This window comes from Streptomyces sp. CRN 30, from assembly GCF_034105845.1.
Window position 1 is genome coordinate 1 of sequence record NZ_JAVRHI010000418.1, and the last position, 20,001, is coordinate 20,001.

The following is a 20,001-nucleotide window of genomic DNA, read 5'->3' on the forward strand; positions in this document are numbered from 1 at the left end:
GTTCCCCGCGCCCCTTGAGGGGCGCGGGGAACTGCGCGACCAGCCACGACGTACCCGCAGCCGTCGACGCGTCCTACGCGAACACCACCGTCCGCCTCCCGTTGAGGAGAATCCTCCGCTCGGCATGCCACTTCACGGCCCGCGCCAGCGCCTGGCACTCCACATCGCGCCCGATGGCGACCAGCTGGTCGGGGGTGACGTCGTGCCCCACCCGCTCGACCTCCTGCTCGATGATCGGCCCCTCGTCGAGGTCGGCCGTCACATAGTGCGCGGTCGCGCCGATCAGCTTCACGCCCCGCGCGTGCGCCTGGTGGTACGGCTTCGCACCCTTGAAGCTCGGCAGGAACGAGTGGTGGATGTTGATGATCCGCCCGCTGAGCGCCTTGCACAGGTCGTCGGAGAGCACCTGCATGTACCGCGCCAGCACGACCAGCTCGACGTCCGCCTCCCGGACGATCTCCAGCAGCCGCGCCTCGCCCTCGGCCTTGGTCTCCTTCGTCACCGCGATGTGGTGGAAGGGGATGTCGTAGGAGCCGACCAGTTCGGCGAAGTCGGTGTGGTTGGAGACCACCGCGGCGATCTCGACGGGCAGCGCGCCGATCCGGGAGCGGAAGAGCAGGTCGTTCAGGCAGTGCCCGAACCTGCTGACCATCAGCACGACGCGCATCTTCTCGTCGGCCCGGTGGATCTGCCACTCCATCTGGAAGGAGTCACCGATCGCGGCGAAACTGGCGCGCAGCTTGTCGACCGTGACCGGGGCCTCCGCCGAGAAGTGCACCCGCATGAAGAACAGACCCGTGTCGTGGTCGCCGAACTGCTGGCTGTCCTCGATGTTGCAGCCGGTCATGAAGAGGTAGCTCGACACGGCGTGCACGATGCCCTGCTTGTCCGGGCAGGCGAGGGTGAGGACGTACTGGTCGGCCGGGGCCGCGGCTCGGGTGGACTGCTCGTTCATGCGGGACAGGGTCCCATACCGGGCCCCGCCGACGCGGAGCGTCCCGCTACGCGGACCGGGTCAGGATGCTCAGTACCTCAAGGCTGCGCGGCGCCACGTCGGGGTCCTCGCCGTCGCTCGTCGCCAGCCGGACGTGCGCGTCCCGGGCCGCCCGGACCGCCTCGGGCCAGGCGGCGTGCTCCAGGTACGCGGCGACCGGCGCGTCCGGGCCGACCTGGTGCATGATCCGCAGGACCCGCAGGACGGCGGTGTCGACGAGCGCCGCCTCCTGGGAGTCGCGGAAGATCGTCCCGACGTACTTCTCCGCGGACCAGTGGTCCAGCCAGGTGTCCTCGACCAGCCGGTACACCGCGTCGGTGACGTCACCGAAGCCGTCCGTGCCGACCAGCCAGACGTCCCGCTGGAACGCGGGGTCGGAGAGCATGTGCAGCGCCGACCGCACGTTGCTGCGCCAGCGCCACCACGGCATGTCGTTGAGAGGCATGCCGCCCATGGTGGAGGAGCGACGGCCGCGACGGGAAGTGTTCTCCGAACCTTGCACGGTCATCGATCGTACGTTCCTCTCCACGCTCGCCTCACAGGCCCCCTCAATTCACCTCAAGGCCACCACACGTCGACCGGGGGGCGTCCCAAGGTTAGCCGGGTGGGGGAAACGTACGGTTTCATGACCGGCAGGCGACGTATCAGCAGCACCTCCCTGGCCATCGGCGCACTGGTGGCGGCCGCGTCGTTCACCGTCGGCTGCGGGGTCGTCCCCGGGGTCACGGGGGGCGCCGGCGACGACACCGTCACCGTGATGACGTGGGCGCCCCAGGACACGGGCGCGACCAACAAACCCGGCATGCCCGCCCTGGCCTCGGCCTACGCCCGCTGGGTCAACGACAGCGGCGGCCTCGGCGGACGCGAACTCAAGGTCGTCACCTGCAACGACCACAACGACAGCCTGGCCGCGGCCAAGTGCGCCCGGCGCGCCGTCGAGGAGGACGTCGTCGCGGTCGTCGGCTCCTACAGCCAGCACGCCGACGCCTTCCTGCCGGTCCTGGAGGGGGCCGGCATCCCGTACATCGGCGGCTACGGCATCACCACCGACGAGTTCACCAGTCCGCTGTCCTACCCGGTCAACGGCGGTCAGCCCGCGCTCCTTGCCGGGCTCGGCACGGCCCTCGCCGAGGGCTGCGGAACCGTTTCGCTGGTCCGGCCCGACACCATCGCCGGTGATCAGCTGCCGGCGCTGCTGGACTCCGGTCTGGCGGCGGGCGGGCACGCGGACGCCGAGGACCAGCGGGCGGCGGAGGACGCCACCGAGTACGGCGGGCAGGCCGAGCGGGCGCTGGAGCGGGCGTCCGCCGACCCGGCGGCGACGGGGTGCGTGGTGCCGGTGCTCGGCGACCGCACCGGCACGTTCATGGACTCCTTCCGGCGGGCCCGGGAGGAGCACCCCGAGGTGCGGACCGGAACGGTGCTCGGCAGCGTCGACCAGTCCACGGTCAACGCCACCGGCGGCGCGTCCAGCCCCTACGAGGGGTCGTACGTCACCGGCTGGTACCCGGTGGCGACGGACAGGCTCTGGGACCCGATGAAGAAGGTGATCGAGGAGGAGGCGTTCGGCGACAACCGGATCGACGCGGCGGACGCCGGGGTGCAGACCACCTGGATCGCCTACACCGTGCTGAGGAAGGTCGTCGAGTCGCTCGGCGAGGGCGAGGTGAACGCCGACAGCGTCAGCGGCGCCCTCGACGACGGCCTGGAGGTCTCGACGGGCGGGCTCACGCCGGCGCTGCGCTGGCGGTTCCAGGACAAGCTGGCCGCGGTCGGCTTCCCGCGGCTGGTCAACACCGACGTCACGATCCAGGTGGTACGGGAGGGGCGGCTGGTCTCCGCCCGTAAGGGGTTCCTGGACACCACCGCGACGCTGCTGAAGGCGGACGTGGCCTGAGCGGGGGCCTGAGCGGGGGCCTCCCCCGCCCAGTGACCCCGCCCAGTGACCCCGCCCGGTGCCGCCCGCTTCAGAGCTGGACCGGTGTCCGCTCCGTCAGGCCGTACGTCTTGGCGATCGTGTTCCAGAACCCGGCGGCCTTCCCCTTCTCCGTACTGGCCGTGCCGCTCTCCTTGTTGCCGGCCTGGGTCTGCGGCGTCGTGCGGGCCTGGCCCTTCTTGCAGCCGTGCTTGCCGGCGGCCTGGTCGGCCCAGGCCGCGTAGTGGTTGTCGGCCGACGCCGACGCCTGCCACGCCTTGGTCAGCGCGGCGGTCAGCTCGGCGTGGTTCGGCAGCTGGTCCACGGAGAGCTGGGAGAGGCGGCTGACCAGGTCGATGCGCTGCTTCGCCGCGTCGCGCAGGTCCTGCGCCGCCTGGTCCAGGTTGTCGCAGGACTTCACGGAGGCGACGGCGTCGATCACCGTCTGCCGGCTGTTGCCGCTGTCGGCGAGCAGCGCGTCCAGGGCGACGGCCTGCTCCCGCACGGGGTCGGCGGAGGGCGACGGGGAGGCGGACTCCTCGGTCGCCGGAGCCGTGGCGGAGACGGTCTGGTTCTTGTCGCCCTCCTCGTCACCGCCCCCGCCGGCCAGGAGCGCGCCGGCGCCCACGCCCACGACGGCGATGGCGACACCGATCGCCGCGATCAGCGGCACCCGGGAACCGGTCCGCCCGCCGCCGCGGCGGCGGCCGTCGCCGGGGCCCTGCGGAGCGTGGCCCTGCGGGGGGTGTCCGTATCCACCGCCGGGGGGCTGCGCGCCGTCCATGACGGGCAGTTGCTGCGTCGACCCGGCCGGGCCGTCGCCGCCCGGAGCGCTGCGGAAGAGGTTGTCGAACTCGGCGGGCGGCTGCCGGTCCCCCTCGGCGAAGGGCCCGCCCGGTACGGGCGGGATGTACTGGGTGGCCTCGGCGTCGGGACCGGTGGCGGGCGGGGGCAGCGGGCCGCCGCCCTGCGGGCCGGGCTTCACGATGCCGAGCGACCGTGTCTCCTCGGCGCCCCGCCCCGCGCCCGGGGGCTGCTCGGGCGGCAGCGCGCCGGGGGCGACGGGCGGTATGTACTGGGTGGCCCCCTCATCGACCCCCGAGGGCGCCGAGGGGACCGGGGGTATGTACTGCGTCGCCCCGTCGGGAGCGGCCGCCCCCGCCTGCACCGGCGGAAGGTACTGGGTGGCCTGATCGGTGTAAGGGGGCTGACCGCCGGGGGCGGGGAGCCGGCCACCGCCCGCCTGGGCCGCCTGCTCCCCGTACGACTGCTGCGGCGGCTGCGGCGGCTGCTGCGGCTGTCCGGCGGGGGCCGGGAGCCGGGAGCCGTGCGGCCCGCCGCCGGGCTGCGCACCGTATGCCTGGTCGCCGTAGCCCTGGTCACCGGGGACCGGGGGCTGGGCGCCCTGGGCCGGGGGCTGGGTTCCGTAGCCCGTGGGCGGCTGCTGCGTCGCGTACGGGTTCGGCTGGGACCCGCCGCCGTAGGCGGGGGGCTGGTCGCCGTAGGCCGGGGGCTGGGCGGCGTACGGGTTCGGCTGGGCGCCGGGGGGGCCGTGCCCCGGCGTCTGCTGCTGGGCGTGGGGCCGGTCGGTGCCGGGACGGGCGCCCTCCGGGGGGAGAGGGCCCGGCCCGCCGGACCACGCGTCGTGCGCGCCGCCCCAGGCCGGGGGCGGGCTCTGCTGCTCGCCGGGGCCCCATGCCTGGTTCCATGCCTGGCCGCCCGAGGGGGCCGCCGCGGGGCCGCCGGGCGGCGGACCGGCGGGTACGCCCGTCATGCCCGGCAACAGGGGCTCGCCGCCGTCGGAGGGCAGCACGATGCCTTCGCGCGCCGGGCGCGCCGAGGGCTCCTCGCCCTGTCCACTCTGTGTCACCGGGGCTCCTACGAATGGGGGACCTTCGGAATCGTCGGCTCACGCTACCGGGTCCCCCGAACTCGCTGCCACGCCGCACAGGACGTGACCTTCTTCCCTGTGACCGCAATAACAAAACCAGGCAGCCGCGGTACACCGTCAGTTCACGCGGCCGCCTGCAGATCGACGCGCGCCCCGAACTCCCGTACCACGGACTCCTCCCGGTAGGGCTCCAGCCGCTGCTGGAGGTCTTCCAGATATTCGGCGCCCCGGTTCGACCGCAGGGTGCCGAGGAGTTCGACCGCCTTGAGGCCGGTGCCGCACGCCTCCTCGACCTCGCGCCGCTGCACCTGCGCGCTGGCCAGCAGCACATAGCCGATGGCCCGCCGGCGCGCCCGCGTCTCGGGGTGCCCGGCCAGGGACTCCTCCGCGCACCGCGCCGCCGCGTCGGCCTGCCCCAGGTCCCGGTGGCAGTGGGCCAACTCGTCGGCCAGGTACGCCTCGTCGAAGTGGGCGATCCACGGCGCGTCGTCCCCGGACTCCGCGTCCGCCGACTCCATCGCGGTCACCGCCCGTGACGCCGCCGCCTGCGCGGCCCGCGCGTCGCCGAGCAGCGCGTGCCCCCGGGCCTCGGCGGCGTGGAACATCGCCTCCGCCCGCGGGGTGACGCGCCCGCGCGCGCCCTCCTGCGCGGCCCGTGCCAACTGCGAGATCTCCCGCGGGTTGCCGAGCTGCGCGGCCAGGTGGCTCATGGACGCGGCGAGCACGTACCCGCCGTAGCCGCGGTCGCCCGCCGCCTGCGCGAGCCGCAGCGCCTGGATGTAGTAGCGCTGGGCGAGGCCTGGTTGGCCGGTGTCGACGGCCATGTACCCGGCCAGCTCGGTCAGTCGGGCCACCGCCGCGAACAGCTCCCGTCCGACGGACTCCCGGTAGGAGCCGGCCAGCAGTCCGGAGACGACGCTGTTGAGGTAGTGCACGACGACGGGGCGCACGTGCCCGCTGCCGTACTGGTGGTCGAGGTCGACCAGCGCCTGCGTCATCGCCTTGACGGCCGCCACGTCGGACTGGCCCACCCGCGGCCCGGCCGAACGGGAGACCTGGGAGTCGGGCGCGGAGATCAGCCAGTCCCGGCTGGGCTCCACCAGCGCGGACGCCGCGACGGAGGAACCGGAGAGGAAGTCCCGCCGCCCGACGTCGCTGCGCCACAGCTCGCAGACCTGCTCGATGGCGCCGAGGACCGTCGGCGAGAACTGGAGTCCGACGCCCGAGGCGAGGTTCTTGCCGTTGGCCATGCCGATCTCGTCGATCGTGACCGTGCGGCCGAGTTTGCGGCCGAGGGCCTCGGCGATGATGGCGGGGGCCCGGCCCCGCGGCTGCTGGCCGCGCAGCCAGCGGGCGACGGACGTCTTGTCGTACCTGAGGTCGAGACCGTGCTCGGCACCGCACATGTTGACCCGGCGGGCGAGGCCCGCGTTCGAGCAGCCCGCTTCCTGGATGAGCGCCTGCAACCGTTCGTTCGGCTGCCGCGCGACGAGAGGCCTTGCGGCCATGGCGTACCCCCTGCTTCATGGCTCGGGTGCCTGCCCGTGCACCGAGTTGACGTGTCTTGCGCGACCGGGCCCTCGGCGGCCCGGCGAGGCGGTTCGCCGAGGAATTGCGGCCGTGAAGATCGATGCCCCGCAGAGATACGAACAATGCGAGGCTTGCGAGGATTGCCGGGTAACGACTGCTGTCGTGCCCCCCGCATGGCTACCCAGCTCCCGCCGGGGATCCTCCCGCGCGCCCCCGCACGTGCAACCATGCGCCCCGGCTGCGGAATCGATGCTCCCCTCCCGCGCGCGCACGGACCGTAACCCGTGGTGGGTGCGGGAGTTGAGTTCCACGTGGAAGAGACGATCCCGGGTACCGGAGCCGCACAGATTCCCCCGCAGCGTGACGCGTCGCTGCTGGAGGCCGCCGTTCGCTACGCCGAGGAGCGTCACTGGGACGTTCTCCCCGGCACCTGGCTGGAAGCCGTCGACGGGGAGCAGCGCTGTTCCTGCGAGGACCCGGCGTGCGCCGTCCCCGGCGCACATCCGGCGCGCGCCGACTGGGCGAGCCAGGCGACGGGCAGCGCGACCGTCGCCCGCCGGATGTGGCAGAAGCAGCCGACGGCGTCGATCCTGCTGCCGACGGGGCGCACGTTCGACGCGATCGACGTGCCGGAGACGGCCGGGTTCCTGGCGCTGGCGCGCATGCGGCGGATGGAGCTGACGCCGGGGCCGGTGACGCTCACGCCGGACCGGCGGATGCGGTTCTTCGTGCTGCCGGGGGCCGAGGCGAAGGTGCCGGACCTGGTCCGCAAGCTGGGGTGGTCGCCGTCGGCGCTGGACCTGACGTCGCTCGGGGAGGGGGAGTACGTGGCGGGGCCGCCCACGCGGTACGGGTCGCGGGGCGCGGTGCAGTGGGCCTGCCCGCCCACGGTCAGCAACCGGTGGCTGCCGGACTCGGAGGAGTTGATCTCGGCGCTCGCGTACGCGTGCGGGCGGGACCGGTAGGCGCGGTTCCGCCCGGCGAGTGCGGTCGTAGGGCGTGTGCGGGTACGTGGTGGTTTCTCGCGCCGTTCCCCGCGCCCCTTACGGGGCGCTTTCACACCGTAGGGTTTTGGTATGACCTCAGCCGTACGTGTGCAAGGGCTCTGGAAGCGGTTCGGGCAGCAGGTGGCCGTGGCGGGGATCGATCTCGACCTGCCCGCGGGGAAGTTCATCGGGCTGGTCGGGCCGAACGGGGCAGGGAAGACCACCACCCTGTCCATGGTGACCGGGCTGCTGCGGCCGGATCACGGGGTGGTCGAGGTCGTCGGGCACGACGTGTGGCGGGATCCGGTCGAGGTCAAGGCCCGTATCGGGGTGCTGCCGGAGAGGCTGCGGCTCTTCGAGCGGCTGTCGGGGCGGGAACTGCTCGGCTACACCGGCCGGTTGCGCGGACTGCCCGGCGCGGAGGTCGACAAGCGGGCCACGCAGCTCCTCGACGTCCTCGATCTCGCCGGGGCCCAGCACAAGCTGGTCGTCGACTACTCGACCGGCATGCGGAAGAAGATCGGGCTGGCGGCGGCGCTGCTGCACAACCCCGAGGTGCTCTTCCTCGACGAGCCGTTCGAGGGCGTCGACCCGGTCTCCGCGCAGACCATCCGGGGCGTGCTGGAGCGGTACACCGCCTCCGGGGCCACCGTCGTCTTCTCCTCCCACGTGATGGAGCTGGTCGAGTCGCTGTGCGACTGGGTGGCCGTCATGGCCGCCGGGCGGATCCGCGCCACCGGGACGCTCGCCGAGGTGCGCGGCGAGGCGCCCTCGTTGCAGCGGGCGTTCCTGCACCTCGTCGGCGCGGGCGTCCGTGACACCGGCTCCGACCTCGACTGGCTGGGCGGCGGGCCCCGATGACCGCGCCGGCCCCCGCGGCGCCGTCCGTGACCACCGTCTTCGTCCGGCTGAAGCTGTCCCTGCTGCGCAACGGGCTGCGGCAGTCCGCGGGGCGGCGGGCCGCCTACGTGGCGTCGGCCGTCGTCGTGCTGCTCTTCGCCGCGCTCCAGCTGGTCGGCCTGATCGCGCTGCGCGGCGCCGAGCACGCCGACGCGCTGGTCGTGCCGCTGACGGCCGTACTGGCGCTGGGCTGGGCGGTGATGCCGCTGTTCTTCCCCGGCGGCGACGAGACCCTGGACCCGACGCGGCTGGTGATGCTGCCGCTCAGGCCCCGCCCGCTGGTACGGGCACTGCTGGCGGCGTCGCTGGTGGGGATCGGGCCGCTGTTCACGCTCTGCCTGGTGGCCGGTTCGGTGATCGCGGTGGCGCACGGCGCGGCGGCGTACGCCGTCGGCGTGGTCGGTGTCGTCCTCGTGCCGCTGGTGTGCGTGGCCCTCGCGCGGGCCGTCGCCGCCGCGAACGTACGGCTGCTGACCAGCAGGAAGGGCCGGGACCTGGCGGTGCTCAGCGGGCTGCTCATCGCCGTCGGCGCGCAGGTGGTGAACTTCGGCGCGCAGCGCGTCGGCGTCTCGGGCCTCGGGGAGCTGGAGCCGGTCTCCGACGTCCTCGGCTGGGTGCCGCCCGCGTCGGCGGTGGGGGCGGTGCGGGACGCGAGCGAGGGGGCGTACGGGACGGCCCTGGCGCGGCTCGCGCTGTCGGCCGTGGCACTGGTGGCGCTGCTCGCGCTCTGGTCGCGGCACCTGACCCGGCTGATGACGGCGCCGGACGGCTCGACGCTGGGGGCGGGCGGCGCGGCGCGCGAGCGGGGCCGCGGCGGGCGGTTCCGGCTGCTGCCCCCGGGACGTACGGGCACGGTCATGGAGCGCAGCCTGCGGTACGTGTGGCGCGACCCGAAGACGAAGGCGGCCTGGGTGACGTCGCTGGCGATCGGCCTGATCGTGCCGGTGTTCAACGCCTGGCAGGGCACCGGCTCGGTCTACTTCGCCTGCTTCGCCGCGGGGATGCTCGGCATCCAGATGTACAACCAGTTCGGGCAGGACACGTCCGCGTTCTGGATGGTCGCGATGACCATCTCCGCGCCCCGGGACGCCTACGTCGAACTGCGCGCGCGGGCCCTGGCCCTGCTGCTGATCACCCTGCCGTACGCCGTCCTCGTCACCGTCCTGACCACGGCGATGCTCGGCGACTGGGCCCGGCTGCCGGAGGCGCTCGGCCTGTCGCTGGCGCTGCTCGGCGCGATGCTGGCGACCGGCGCGTGGACGTCGGCGCGCTTCCCCTACTCCGTGCCGCAGGAAGGGCACAAGAACGTCGTCCCCGGTCAGGCCGGGCTCGCCTGGATCTCCGTCTTCGGCGGGATGGTGGCCGCCGCGCTGCTGTGCGCGCCCGTCATCGCGCTGGCGGTCTGGGCGAACGTCAGCGCGGGCGGCGACGCGTGGGCGTGGCTGGTGCTGCCGGTGGGCGCGGGGTACGGGACGCTGATCACCGCGCTGGGCCTCAGGTCCGCCGCGCCACGGACCGCGCGCCGCCTGCCGGAGATCCTGGCGGCGGTCAGCAAGGGGTGACGGCCCCGGCGGCGGTCCGCGCAGCGTGACAACCCCGGCGGCAGCCCGCACGGGCGACGGCCCCGGCGGCGGTCGGCGCGGAGGCGCACGGCCCCGGCGGCGGTCGGCGTGGAGGTCGCACGTCGGTCGCCGCGAGGGCGGCGGCCCGCGGTGGTCTCAGCTCAGGCGTGGAGGTCGTCCAGGAACGGTTCCACGGCCGCCCGCCACGCCTCCGGCTGGTCGTAGTGGACCAGGTGGCCGGCGTCGGCGACCTCCGCGTACTGGCCGCGCGGCAGCACCCGGACCATCTCCTGGGCCTCGGCACGGCCCAGCTCGCCGTCGAGGCCGCGCACGACCAGGGTGGGGCAGCGGACCTGGGCCAGCTCCTCCCAGTGCGCGTCGTAGATCCACGTCTCGCGGCAGGCGAGCATCTGGTCGGGGTCGAAGACCGGGCGCCAGCCGTCCGTGGACTCCGCCATGACCTCGGCGTAGAACGCCCCCCGGGCCGGGTTCGGGCGCTCCACCCAGGGGTCGTCCTCGCCGAACCACTTGCGGACGTCCGCCAGCGTGGCGAACGGGACCGGCCACGCCCGGAACCACTCGGTCCACTCCTGCTGCGAGGCGCCGCCGACCGCGGAGGCCCGCATGTCGCTGATGACGAGGGCGCTGACGCGGTCCGGGTACTTCGCGGCGAACTGCCACGCCGTCAGCGCGCCCATCGCGTGGCCGATGAGGACGGCGGGGGCGAGGCCGAGCCGGTCGAGCGCGGTCCCGACGTCCTCGATGTACTCCTCCCGGGTGCAGGAGGCGGCCGGCGGCTTCTCGCTGCGGCCGTGTCCGCGCTGGTCGAGCGCGACGGCGCGGTGCCGCTCGGAGAGCCAGCGGGCCGACGCCGCCCAGTGCGAGGCGCGGCCCATCAGTCCGTGCAGCAGCAGGACGCCCGGGGCGGTGCCCCCGCCCGCGGCGCCGTCCGTTCCGGCGGCCGTGTCTGTCGTCGGGTCGGTCTTGGGAGGGTCGCCGAACTCCCAGGCCGCGAGGCGTACCCCGCCCGCTCCGGTCACGTCGATGCGCCGCGCCATGGTCCTGGCACCCCCAAGCTCCGCTCGGCCCGTCCGCTTCCGCACGGACGGCCCGGTCCTGTGAACCGTGTGTCTGCCTGTCGTGCCTGCCGTCTTCGCCCCGCGCGTCCGTGGCCGGTCGGGTCCACGCAGGTTATCGAATGTCTATTCGAAAAACCTGTCCCGCAGGGCAACACCCCTCATTCGAGTGACACTCTCCGGGGATTGGCCGCCGCTGTCGAGGGGAGATCTTCAGCGGGAGGCGGACCGCTCGGGGAAAAACGGTCCGAGGGGATTGACCCTGAGAGCTCGGGGCTCCGGGTCAGCACAGGGGAGGACAGGCCCCGGCGCCGCACGGCGCCGGGGCCCTCTGCGTCTTCGCGGCACATCCTCGCCCCCTCGGCCGTGCCGGCCACGTCCCCAAGCCTTCGTCATATGCCTCAAGCGACAGCCTTGCACGCATGGCGCGCGGACGCTGCCGTTCGGCGGACCGAATCTCGGATTCGACGGGACCGAAACGGCGACGCAACATCCCCTGCCGTCACGGACGTCGACAGACGCCGACGGACGCCGACGGCTCGGGCGGGCGGGCGGCGCGGGGCCGCGCCGGGTCAGCGCTTGGCGACGAACACGTGGGAGGCGACCTCCGACTCCAGCTCGGCCGCCTCGCCGCCGCTGCCGACCAGCACGCCTCCGGCGGACTCGGTCACGCTCACCACCGAGCCGGGCTGGACGCCAGCCCTGCGCAGCGTGTACATCAGCTGCGCGTCCGTCTGGATCGGCTCGCCGATGCGGCGCACGACGACCGACTTGCCCTCGGCGCCCGGGTCCAGCTCCGAGAGCGAGACCAGGCCCGCGTCGAGGAAGGGGTCGGCGGTGTCCTTCTCGCCCAGCTCCTCCAGACCGGGGATGGGGTTGCCGTACGGCGACTCGGTCGGGTGACGGAGCAGCTCCAGGACGCGGCGCTCCACCGCCTCGCTCATCACGTGCTCCCAGCGACACGCCTCGGCGTGCACCTGCTCCCACTCCAGACCGATCACGTCGACGAGCAGGCACTCGGCCAGACGGTGCTTGCGCATCACGCGCGTGGCCAGCTTGCGGCCCTCGTCGGTCAGCTCCAGGTGCCGGTCGCTGGCGACGGACACCAGGCCGTCGCGCTCCATCCGCGCCACCGTCTGGCTGACCGTCGGGCCGCTCTGGTCGAGCCGCTCCGCGATCCGGGCGCGCATGGGGACCACACCTTCCTCTTCCAGTTCGAGGATGGTGCGGAGATACATCTCCGTGGTGTCGATCAGTCCGGACATACGTGCCCCTTGATGAGATCTTCCGGAGGCTCGACGGCTCTCCGGCGCGTGCGCTGGCCCTGTCATCAATTCTGACGCATACCGCTGACAACCGTGCCGCGCCGTGGAGAAGGGCCGAACGGGGTATCCGAGGGTACCGCCCGCCCCCTTGCCCATGTGTTGACACCGCCCTGGTCCGGACCGCACCGTGAGGCGCGACACAGCCGCACGACACGACACGGCCACACGAACGACACGGCCACACGAAGGGGCACCGCATGAGCGACCGCAGGCCGGCCGGGCAGTTCCTCAACGCGGCGATCGATCTGCTGCACCGCGTCCGCGACGAGGAGCAGGAGGCCGTCGAGGCGGCGGGGACCCTGCTCGCGGACACCGTGGAGCGGGGCGGGCGGCTGTTCGCGTTCGGCGCGGGACACTCCTCGCTGGCCGCGCAGGACGTCGTGTACCGGGCGGGCGGTCTCGCCCTGATGAACCTGCTGGCCGTGCCCGGCGCCGTCGGGGTCGACGTGATGCCCGCCACGCTCGGTTCGGCGCTGGAGCGGGTCGACGGGCTCGCGAGCGCCGTGCTCACCGCCTCGCCGCTGCGCGCGGGCGACGCGCTGGTGATCATCTCGCTGTCGGGCCGCAACGCGCTGCCCGTGGAGATGGCGACCACCGCCCGTGACCTCGGTGTGCGGGTCATCGGCGTCACCTCCGTCGCGTACGCCACGGAGACCACGTCGCGGCACGCCTCCGGGACGTTCCTGAAGGACCACTGCGACGTCGTACTGGACTCGAAGATCGCCGTCGGGGACGCGGAGCTGACCCTGGACACCGTCCCGGCGCCGTTCGCGCCCGCGTCCACGGTCGTCACCGCGGCGCTGATGCAGGCCGTGATGGCGACCACGGCGGCCGTCCTCGCCGACCGGGGCATCGAGCCGCCCCTGCTCCGCTCCGGCAACGTGGACGGCGGCCACGACTGGAACCACCGCGTCTTCACCCGCTACGGCGACCGCATCCACTACCAGTACTGACCCGCCCGGCCCGGCGAACCCCCGCGGCCGTTCAGCCGCCGTGGGTGTCCGTCAGCGCCGACAGGTCGAGGGACGCGGCGATGCGCAGGGCCACGTCCTCCGCGTGGGAGACGTCGGGGCGTTCGAAAGGGGTGCGGCCGGGACCGCGGAGGAAGGTCACGACGCCCAGGGTCCGGCCGCGGCTGCGCAGCGCCGCGCACAGGGCGTGCACCGTGTCCTCGGGCCACTGCCGGGCGCGGGCCCAGCCGTGGGCCCGGTCGGCCGTCATCGCGCCGGCGCTCGCCCGGACCGAACCGGACCGCTCCACGCACTGCACGGCCGGGTGGCCCTGGTCGTAGCGGACGGGCAGGCCCGCCACCCCGCCCGGCAGGCTCGGGCCCGGCGCGCCGGAGGGCGTGGCCGCGACCCGGACCAGCCGGACGGGCTCCGCCGTGTCCGCGTCGCCCGCGGCGCCGCCCGCCAGCCGGTCTATCAGCGCGTGGTCGGCGAACCCGGCCAGCGCGAAGTCGAGATGGACGGTGACCGCCTCCGCCGGGTCCTCGCACTCCGCCGCCGCCCGCGCCGCGCGGTGCAGCTGGTTGGAGCGGAACCTCAGCAGGGACGCCTCCTGTTCGCTCTGCCGGGCCTCGGTGACGTCCTGGAAGAGCCAGCCCACCCCCAGCGGCACCGGCTCCTCCGCGAGCGGCGACGCCAGCCGCAGGAAGCCACTGCTCCAGCAGCGGCGCCGCTCCCCCTCCGGGGTGCGCACCCCGACCCAGATGTCTGCGGGCGCGGGCGGCGCGCCCTCCGCCAGTACGTGTGTCAGCGCGCTCTCCAGTTCCTCGACGCCCTGGGAGAGCAGGTCGCCCAGCGGGCGGCCGAGCAGGGCGGTGCGGCCGGTGCCCAGGGCGCGGGCCGCGTGGGCGTTGACCACCGCGGGCCGGAGATCGGCGTCGACGAGGACGACCCCCCAGCTCGCGTCCTCGAAGAGCGCCTCGCTCAGCGCGATCGACCGCTCCAGGTCTATCTGCGCGTGCACTTCGCTGAAGGCGCAGTACAGCCCGGCGGGCTCGCCGTCGGCGCCGCGCACCGACGCGGACTGGGTGCGCACCAGCACCCGCCCGCCGTCCTTGGTCAGCAGCGCGAACTCGTGCACCTGCCGTCCGGGCGCCCGCATCGCCGACAGCAGCCGGCCCTCGATGTCCCCGGCGTCCGCGCTGCGCACGGCCCACCCGGCGAACCCCTTGCGGCCGACGGCCTCGGACGCCGTCCAGCCGAGGATGCGCTCCGCCTCGCGGTTCCAGTGGGTGACGACGCCGTCCGCGTCGAAGGCGCACAGCGCCGCGTCCATCCCGTCCAGGAGGGCGGCCAGCAGGTCCGCGTCCTCCCGCTCGGGCTGTGCCGGCTCGTCCGGCCCCAACTCGTCGGTCGTCCCACTGTGCCGGGAAGCACTCACCTGGACCCCCCTGCAGGCCGCGTCCGCGTTACGGCACGTTCGGTTCCCTTACTGGCCTTCATTCAACTCGAACGTGACACAGAGCACATCTGGTTCCCGCAATCTTGCAGGAATCGTTGTACGGGCGAATTCCCCGCCGGCCTGTCCCGGTCGTGTCTCGGTCGTCACAGATAAATCGCTTGAGCGGTCGCCGGGCGGTTCCTAGGGTGTGAGGTACACGAGAAGGGAGGTGGTTCGGCAGATGTATGGAAACCGGACGCGTGAGGTGACTGCGGGCTAGCGGCCCGTCACCCCATTCGATGCGGTGCCGGACCAGCGCGTGACAGATGCGCGCAGCCGGCCCAATCCCAGCAGTCACCCGACCCGCGAGTCGCCGGCACGTCCGGCCGGCTCCTCCTCGGAGGAACCGGACTCGCGGGTCGTCTGCGTGTCAGGGCCCCTAGAGGGTCTCGTGGCCTTCCACCTCGCGCGGGTCGCGGGGGCCCGGCCCCTTGTAGCGGGCCGAGGGGCGGACCAGCCGGCCGGTGCGCTTCTGCTCCAGGATGTGCGCCGACCACCCGGCCGTACGCGCGCAGGTGAACATCGACGTGAACATGTGCGCCGGTACCTCCGCGAAGTCCAGCACGATGGCCGCCCAGAACTCCACGTTGGTGGCGAGCACCCGGTCCGGGCGGCGGGCGTGCAGCTCCGCGAGGGCCGCCTTCTCCAGCGCCTCGGCGACCTCGAAGCGCGGCGCGCCCAGTTCCCGGGCGGTGCGGCGCAGGACGCGGGCGCGCGGGTCCTCGGCACGGTAGACGCGGTGCCCGAACCCCATCAGGCGCTCGCCCCGGTCCAGGGCCTGCCGTACGTACGCCTCCGCGTCGCCGGTCCGCTCGATCTCCTCGATCATGCCGAGGACCCGGGAGGGGGCGCCGCCGTGCAGCGGCCCCGACATGGCGCCGACCGCCCCGGAGAGCGCCGCGGCGACGTCGGCGCCGGTGGAGGCGATGACGCGGGCGGTGAAGGTGGAGGCGTTCATGCCGTGCTCGGCGGCGGAGGTCCAGTAGGCGTCCACGGCGGCGACGTGCTTGGGGTCGGGCTCGCCGCGCCAGCGGATCATGAACCGTTCGACGACCGACGCCGCCTTGTCGATCTCGCTCTGCGGAACCATGGGCAGGCCCTGGCCGCGCGCGGACTGGGCGACGTAGGACAGCGCCATGACGGCGGCGCGGGCGAGGTCCTCGCGGGCCTGCCCGGCATCGATGTCCAGGAGCGGCCGAAGACCCCAGACCGGCGCCAGCATGGCGAGCGCGGACTGCACGTCGACGCGGATGTCCCCGGAGTGCACCGGGATCGGGAACGGCTCGGCGGGCGGCAGCCCGGGGTTGAAGGCGCCGTCGACGAGCAGCCCCCACACGTTGCCGAAGGAGACGTGCCCGACCAGGTCCTCGATGTCGACGCCGCGGTAGCGCAGCGCGCCGCCCTCCTTGTCGGGTTCGGCGATCTCCGTCTCGAACGCGACGACTCCCTCTAGTCCGGGTACGAAGTCGGACATGCGGCGGCTCCTCGGTTGGCGTACGGCGGGGGGAATGCGTGCGGCGGGGCGGACCGTACGGGAATCCGCGGTCCTCGTCCCTGGACTCGCGGTTCTGTGCGGTCTTCTCCCTGTGATGCCCCGCCCGGCCGGGGGTCATCCGGCCGGACCGGCACCAGCACGATATCCCTGAGTGCCGCCTCCGGACAGCGTTCGCGGCACTGAGTGCCAACTGTCTCCGTACGGCCGGGGCATGCGGCAGGATGGCCGGGTGACCGACCGAGATTCCGTGTCCTTCGATCCGGCCTCGATGCGCAAGCAGTACCGGGCCGAGGGGCTCGGCGAGAGCGAGCTGGCCGCGACGCCCGTGGAGCAGTTCGCCCGCTGGTTCAAGCAGGCGGCGACGGAGGCGGGCCTGTTCGAACCGAACGCCATGGTCGTCTCGACGGCCGACGCCGAGGGCCGCCCCAGCTCCCGCACGGTGCTGCTGAAGCACTTCGACGCCGACGGCTTCGTCTTCTACACCAACCACGGCTCCCGCAAGGGCCGTGACCTGGCGGTCAACCCGCACGTGTCGCTGCTCTTCCCCTGGCACCCGATGGCCCGGCAGGTGATCGTCACGGGCACCGCCGCGCGCACCGGGCGGGACGAGACGGCCGCGTACTTCCGGACCCGGCCGCACGGTTCGCGGCTCGGGGCGTGGGCCAGCGCCCAGTCCTCGGTGGTGGGCTCCCGCGCGGAGCTGGACGCCGCCTGGGCGGAGCTGGCCGCCCGCTACCCGGAGGGCGAGCCGGTGCCGGTGCCGCCGCACTGGGGCGGGTTCCGGGTGGTGCCGAGCGCGGTGGAGTTCTGGCAGGGCCGGGAGAACCGGCTGCACGACCGGCTGCGGTACGTCGCGCGGGGCGACGGCGGCTGGCGGGTGGAGCGGCTGAGCCCCTGACCGCGCGTCCGGGGCGGGTTCAGTCCAGCGCCGCGTCCAGCAGTTCCGCCCACTGGGCCACGACGCGTTCCCGGCGGGCCCGGTCGTCGGTGAGGAGGTTGGCGAGGCCGAGGCCCCGTGCCATGTCCAGCAGGCCCTGGACGGTCTCGCGGACGCCGGGGCGGCTCTCGTCGGCGCCGAGCAGGTCGACGGCGATGCGGTGGGTCTCGCGGCCGACGCGGGCCTCCAGCTCGGTGACCCGGCCGCGCAGCTGCTCCTCGTCGGAGGCGGCGACCCACAGGTGGAGCGCGGCGCGGAAGAGCGGGCCGGTGTAGAGGTCGACGAGGGCGGCGATCACCGCGCGGCGGTCACCGGCCACCGCGCCCCCGGGAGAGTCGGAGCGGTCGGGGACGTCGGGCGTGTCCCGGAAGAGCGCGCGCAGGGCCAGGGAGCGTTCCTCGGCGACGTACTCGACGGCGGCGGTGAACAGGTCCTCCCGGGTGGGGAAGTGGTGCTGGGCCGCGCCCCGGGAGACTCCGGCGCGCTCCGCGACGACGGAGACCGTGGAGCCCGCCCAGCCGCGTTCGGCGAGGCAGGCCACGGCCGCGGCGAGGAGCCGCTGCCGGGTGGCCCGGCTGCGGTCCTGCTTGGGGGCGCGGTCGGCGCCGGTCGCGGTCACAGCACCCATGCGGGATCCCGTCGTTCGAGGAAGGCCGTCATCCCCTCCCGGGCGTCGGCGGTGGCGAACAGCCGTGCCGACAGTGCCGTCAGCGCGTCGGTGTCCCGGTCGAAGGTCTCCAGCACGATAGCCGTGAGCAGCCGTTTCGTCTCCGCCAGTGCCTGCGGGGCGGCCTTGCGCAGACCGTCGAGCACGGGGCTCAGCGCCTGGTCGATGTCGTCGGTGGCGGCGACGGCGGCGGTCAGCAGTCCCGTCCGGACGGCCTCGGCCGCGTCGAAACGCTCACCGGTGAGGCAGTAGCGGGCGGCGGCGCGGGGGTCGAGGCGGGGCAGCAGCGGCATGGAGATCACCGCGGGCGCCACCCCGATCCGTACCTCCGTGAAGGCGAAGGAGGCGTCCGGGCCCGCCACCGCGACGTCGCACGCGCCGACCAGCCCCAGCCCCCCGGCCCGCACATGTCCGGTCACCCGCGCCACCACGGGCTTCGGCATCTCCACCACCTGCCGCAGCAGCGCGACGAACGCCGCCGGATCGGGCGGCTGCCGCAGGTCCGCCCCGGCGCTGAACACGGTTCCGGCGTGGGTGAGGACGACGGCGCGTACGGCGGGGTCGGCGCCGCTCTCCGCGAGGGTCTCGGCGAGGTCGCGCACGAGGGCGGCGGAGAGGGCGTTGCGGTTGGCCGGGGAGTCGAGGGTCAGTGTGGCGACGCCCCGGTCCCGGGTGACGCGCACCGTGGTCATGTCCGCTCCCGGAGCTGCCTGCGCAGGATCTTGCCGGAGGCGGCGCGGGGCACGCCGACGATGAAGCTGACCCGGCGGACCCGTTTGTAGGGGGCGACGCGCTCGGCGACGTACATCATGACCTCGCTCTCGGAGAGGTCTCCCGCCTCCGGGTGGCGGACGATGTGGGCGTGCGGGACCTCGTTGCCGTTCTCGTCGTACTCGCCGACGACGGCCGCGTCGGTGATGCCGGGGTGGGTGAGGAGCAGCGCCTCCAGTTCGGCGGGGGCCACCTGGAAGCCCTTGTACTTGATGAGTTCCTTGACCCGGTCGACGACGAAGAGCCAGCCGTCGCCGTCCACGTGGCCCACGTCCCCGGTGTGCAGCCAGCCGTCCGCGTCGATCATCTCGGCGGTGGCGTCGGGCCGCCCCAGGTAGCCCTTCATCACCTGCGGGCCGCGGATGAGGATCTCCCCGGACTCGCCGGCCGGGAGGTCCTTGCCGGGGTCGTCGAGGGAGACGATCCGCATCTCGGTGGAGGCGATGAGCCTGCCGACGGTGCCGGGCGGCGCGTCGGCCATCGCGTCCCGGGGGACGACGTGCGTGCCCGGGGAGAGTTCCGTCATGCCGTACGCCTGGCCGACGGGCGGCAGGCCGAGCCGCCGGGAGCAGGCCGCCGCGAGCCGGGCGTCCAGCGGGGCGGCGGCGCTGATCACGTGCCGCAGCGACGACAGGTCGTACGAGGCGACCAGCGGGTGCTTGGCGAGGGCGAGGACGATCGGCGGGGCCACGTAGAGATCGGTGATGCGGTGGGTCTGGATCGCGGCGAGGAACTGCTCCAGGTCGAAGCGGGGCAGGACGACGACCGTGGCGCCGAGCCGCAGCGGGGCGTTCATCAGTGCGGTGAGCCCGTAGATGTGGAAGAAGGGCAGCACGGCGAGGACGCGGTCGCCGGGGGCGGCCGGCATCGCGGAGTACAGCTGGGCGAGGTTGGTGGCGATCTGGCGGTGGGTGAGCATGACGCCCTTGGGCGTGCCGGTCGTCCCCGAGGAGTACGGCAGTGCGGCGACGTCCTCGGCGGGGTCGATGGCGACGGCCGGCTCGGGGGCGGTGGAGCCCAGCATGTCGACGAGCGATCGGTGGCCGGGCGCGCTGTCGCAGACGAGGATCTCGGCGACGCCGCCCGCGAGTTCGGCCGCTCTGCGGGCCGTCTCCAGGAGCGGGGAGACGGTGACGATCCAGCGGGCCGCGCTGTCCGAGAGCTGCCCCGCGAACTCCTCGGCGGTGGCGAGCGGATGGACCGTGGTGACCGACGCCCCCGCGCGCGTGGCGGCGTAGAAGGCGAGCGGGAAGGCGACCGTGTTGGGGCTGTGCAGGGCGACGACGTCGCCCTTGCGGACCCCCGCCTCCGCGAGACCGGCGGCGACCCGCCGGTGGAAGCGGTCCACCTGCGTGTAGGTCAGGGTGGTGCCGTCGGTGCCGTCGATCAGCGCGGGCGTGTCGCCGAACTCGGCGGCCCGGCCGAGGACGGCCTCGTGGATGGGCAGTTCGACGGGCGGGACGTCGGCGTACTCGCTGCGGAACATCGAACCTCCAGGTCCGTC

General features: G+C 73.8%; 17 protein-coding genes. 6 read left to right on the plus strand and 11 right to left on the minus strand.

All coding sequences use genetic code 11. The annotated features are described in order from the left end of the window. Positions 1-73: 73 nt before the first annotated feature. Positions 74-955, minus strand: a complete 882-nt coding sequence (purU, locus tag UW392_RS46065) for a formyltetrahydrofolate deformylase (RefSeq protein ID WP_320781315.1) — start codon at positions 953-955, stop codon at positions 74-76. 46 nt (positions 956-1,001) lie between these two features. Beyond that, positions 1,002-1,502, minus strand: a complete 501-nt coding sequence (locus UW392_RS46070) for an SCO4402 family protein (protein ID WP_320781316.1) — start codon at positions 1,500-1,502, stop codon at positions 1,002-1,004. Positions 1,503-1,619: 117 nt separating this feature from the next. On the opposite strand from UW392_RS46070, the gene UW392_RS46075 reads away from it, so the two are divergent. Continuing rightward, on the plus strand, positions 1,620-2,891 hold the full coding sequence (locus UW392_RS46075) for an ABC transporter substrate-binding protein (protein WP_320781317.1): 1,272 nt from the start codon (positions 1,620-1,622) through the stop codon (positions 2,889-2,891). 70 nt (positions 2,892-2,961) lie between these two features. Here the strand turns inward: UW392_RS46075 and UW392_RS46080 are convergent, their stop codons facing one another. Beyond that, positions 2,962-4,779, minus strand: coding sequence for a hypothetical protein (locus UW392_RS46080; protein ID WP_320781318.1), 1,818 nt, complete (start codon positions 4,777-4,779; stop codon positions 2,962-2,964). A gap of 143 nt (positions 4,780-4,922) precedes the next feature. Next, on the minus strand, positions 4,923-6,308 hold the full coding sequence (locus UW392_RS46085; protein ID WP_320781319.1) for a transcriptional regulator: 1,386 nt from the start codon (positions 6,306-6,308) through the stop codon (positions 4,923-4,925). Between the two features lie 333 nt (positions 6,309-6,641). On the opposite strand from UW392_RS46085, the gene UW392_RS46090 reads away from it, so the two are divergent. The 3 genes from UW392_RS46090 to UW392_RS46100 all read left to right on the plus strand — a co-directional run bounded on the left by UW392_RS46090 (position 6,642) and on the right by UW392_RS46100 (position 9,778). After that, complete coding sequence (locus UW392_RS46090) at positions 6,642-7,295, plus strand: bifunctional DNA primase/polymerase (protein ID WP_320781320.1); 654 nt, start codon at positions 6,642-6,644, stop codon at positions 7,293-7,295. Between the two features lie 111 nt (positions 7,296-7,406). After that, entirely contained in the window at positions 7,407-8,177 is a 771-nt protein-coding gene (locus tag UW392_RS46095; RefSeq protein WP_320781321.1) for an ABC transporter ATP-binding protein, read from the plus strand. After that, the gene (locus UW392_RS46100; RefSeq protein ID WP_320781322.1) at positions 8,174-9,778 is read left to right on the plus strand and encodes a transporter; all 1,605 of its coding nucleotides are present in this window, start codon (positions 8,174-8,176) and stop codon (positions 9,776-9,778) included. Before UW392_RS46095 ends, UW392_RS46100 begins: the two co-directional genes overlap by 4 nt. A 161-nt stretch (positions 9,779-9,939) precedes the next feature. On the opposite strand, the gene UW392_RS46105 is transcribed toward UW392_RS46100, so the two are convergent. Both UW392_RS46105 and UW392_RS46110 read right to left on the minus strand, forming a co-directional pair. After that, the gene (locus UW392_RS46105) at positions 9,940-10,836 is read right to left on the minus strand and encodes an alpha/beta hydrolase (protein WP_320781323.1); all 897 of its coding nucleotides are present in this window, start codon (positions 10,834-10,836) and stop codon (positions 9,940-9,942) included. 590 nt (positions 10,837-11,426) lie between these two features. Continuing rightward, the gene (locus tag UW392_RS46110; protein ID WP_320781324.1) at positions 11,427-12,119 is read right to left on the minus strand and encodes a metal-dependent transcriptional regulator; all 693 of its coding nucleotides are present in this window, start codon (positions 12,117-12,119) and stop codon (positions 11,427-11,429) included. Positions 12,120-12,376: 257 nt separating this feature from the next. Here UW392_RS46110 and UW392_RS46115 point away from each other — a divergent pair, with 257 nt between their 5' ends. Further along, entirely contained in the window at positions 12,377-13,132 is a 756-nt protein-coding gene (locus UW392_RS46115; protein WP_320781325.1) for an SIS domain-containing protein, read from the plus strand. A 31-nt stretch (positions 13,133-13,163) separates the two neighbouring features. Here UW392_RS46115 and UW392_RS46120 read toward each other — a convergent pair whose 3' ends face one another. Both UW392_RS46120 and UW392_RS46125 read right to left on the minus strand, forming a co-directional pair. Next, positions 13,164-14,567, minus strand: coding sequence for a PAS domain-containing protein (locus tag UW392_RS46120; protein WP_320781326.1), 1,404 nt, complete (start codon positions 14,565-14,567; stop codon positions 13,164-13,166). A 439-nt stretch (positions 14,568-15,006) separates the two neighbouring features. Next, positions 15,007-16,101 (minus strand): citrate synthase 2, encoded by a 1,095-nt coding sequence (locus UW392_RS46125; protein ID WP_320781327.1) that lies wholly within the window; start codon positions 16,099-16,101, stop codon positions 15,007-15,009. Positions 16,102-16,333: 232 nt separating this feature from the next. Between UW392_RS46125 and pdxH the strand changes: the two genes are divergently transcribed. Continuing rightward, positions 16,334-17,020 carry a pyridoxamine 5'-phosphate oxidase gene (gene pdxH, locus UW392_RS46130; protein ID WP_320781328.1) on the plus strand — a complete coding sequence of 229 codons (687 nt, stop codon included), beginning with the start codon at positions 16,334-16,336 and terminating at the stop codon, positions 17,018-17,020. A 19-nt stretch (positions 17,021-17,039) separates the two neighbouring features. On the opposite strand, the gene UW392_RS46135 is transcribed toward pdxH, so the two are convergent. From UW392_RS46135 to UW392_RS46145, 3 genes are read right to left on the minus strand one after another with little or no spacing between them, the layout of a single operon-like run. Further along, on the minus strand, positions 17,040-17,687 hold the full coding sequence (locus tag UW392_RS46135; protein WP_320781329.1) for a TetR/AcrR family transcriptional regulator: 648 nt from the start codon (positions 17,685-17,687) through the stop codon (positions 17,040-17,042). Next, positions 17,675-18,418: an enoyl-CoA hydratase family protein gene (locus UW392_RS46140; protein ID WP_320781330.1), complete on the minus strand. Its 744-nt coding sequence runs from the start codon at positions 18,416-18,418 to the stop codon at positions 17,675-17,677. The genes UW392_RS46135 and UW392_RS46140 overlap by 13 nt, the downstream gene beginning before the upstream one ends. Beyond that, positions 18,415-19,983: a 4-coumarate--CoA ligase family protein gene (locus UW392_RS46145; RefSeq protein WP_320781331.1), complete on the minus strand. Its 1,569-nt coding sequence runs from the start codon at positions 19,981-19,983 to the stop codon at positions 18,415-18,417. The genes UW392_RS46140 and UW392_RS46145 overlap by 4 nt, the downstream gene beginning before the upstream one ends. Positions 19,984-20,001: the final 18 nt, after the last annotated feature.

Coding starts and splice junctions, on each gene's coding strand:
- purU (WP_320781315.1), bottom strand. CDS start 955: ATGAACGAGCAGTCCACCCGAGCCGCGGCCCCGGCCGACCAGTACGTC.
- UW392_RS46070 (WP_320781316.1), bottom strand. CDS start 1,502: ATGACCGTGCAAGGTTCGGAGAACACTTCCCGTCGCGGCCGTCGCTCC.
- UW392_RS46075 (WP_320781317.1), top strand. CDS start 1,620: ATGACCGGCAGGCGACGTATCAGCAGCACCTCCCTGGCCATCGGCGCA.
- UW392_RS46085 (WP_320781319.1), bottom strand. CDS start 6,308: ATGGCCGCAAGGCCTCTCGTCGCGCGGCAGCCGAACGAACGGTTGCAG.
- UW392_RS46095 (WP_320781321.1), top strand. CDS start 7,407: ATGACCTCAGCCGTACGTGTGCAAGGGCTCTGGAAGCGGTTCGGGCAG.
- UW392_RS46100 (WP_320781322.1), top strand. CDS start 8,174: ATGACCGCGCCGGCCCCCGCGGCGCCGTCCGTGACCACCGTCTTCGTC.
- UW392_RS46105 (WP_320781323.1), bottom strand. CDS start 10,836: ATGGCGCGGCGCATCGACGTGACCGGAGCGGGCGGGGTACGCCTCGCG.
- UW392_RS46110 (WP_320781324.1), bottom strand. CDS start 12,119: ATGTCCGGACTGATCGACACCACGGAGATGTATCTCCGCACCATCCTC.
- UW392_RS46115 (WP_320781325.1), top strand. CDS start 12,377: ATGAGCGACCGCAGGCCGGCCGGGCAGTTCCTCAACGCGGCGATCGAT.
- UW392_RS46125 (WP_320781327.1), bottom strand. CDS start 16,101: ATGTCCGACTTCGTACCCGGACTAGAGGGAGTCGTCGCGTTCGAGACG.
- pdxH (WP_320781328.1), top strand. CDS start 16,334: ATGCGGCAGGATGGCCGGGTGACCGACCGAGATTCCGTGTCCTTCGAT.
- UW392_RS46135 (WP_320781329.1), bottom strand. CDS start 17,687: ATGGGTGCTGTGACCGCGACCGGCGCCGACCGCGCCCCCAAGCAGGAC.
- UW392_RS46140 (WP_320781330.1), bottom strand. CDS start 18,418: ATGACCACGGTGCGCGTCACCCGGGACCGGGGCGTCGCCACACTGACC.
- UW392_RS46145 (WP_320781331.1), bottom strand. CDS start 19,983: ATGTTCCGCAGCGAGTACGCCGACGTCCCGCCCGTCGAACTGCCCATC.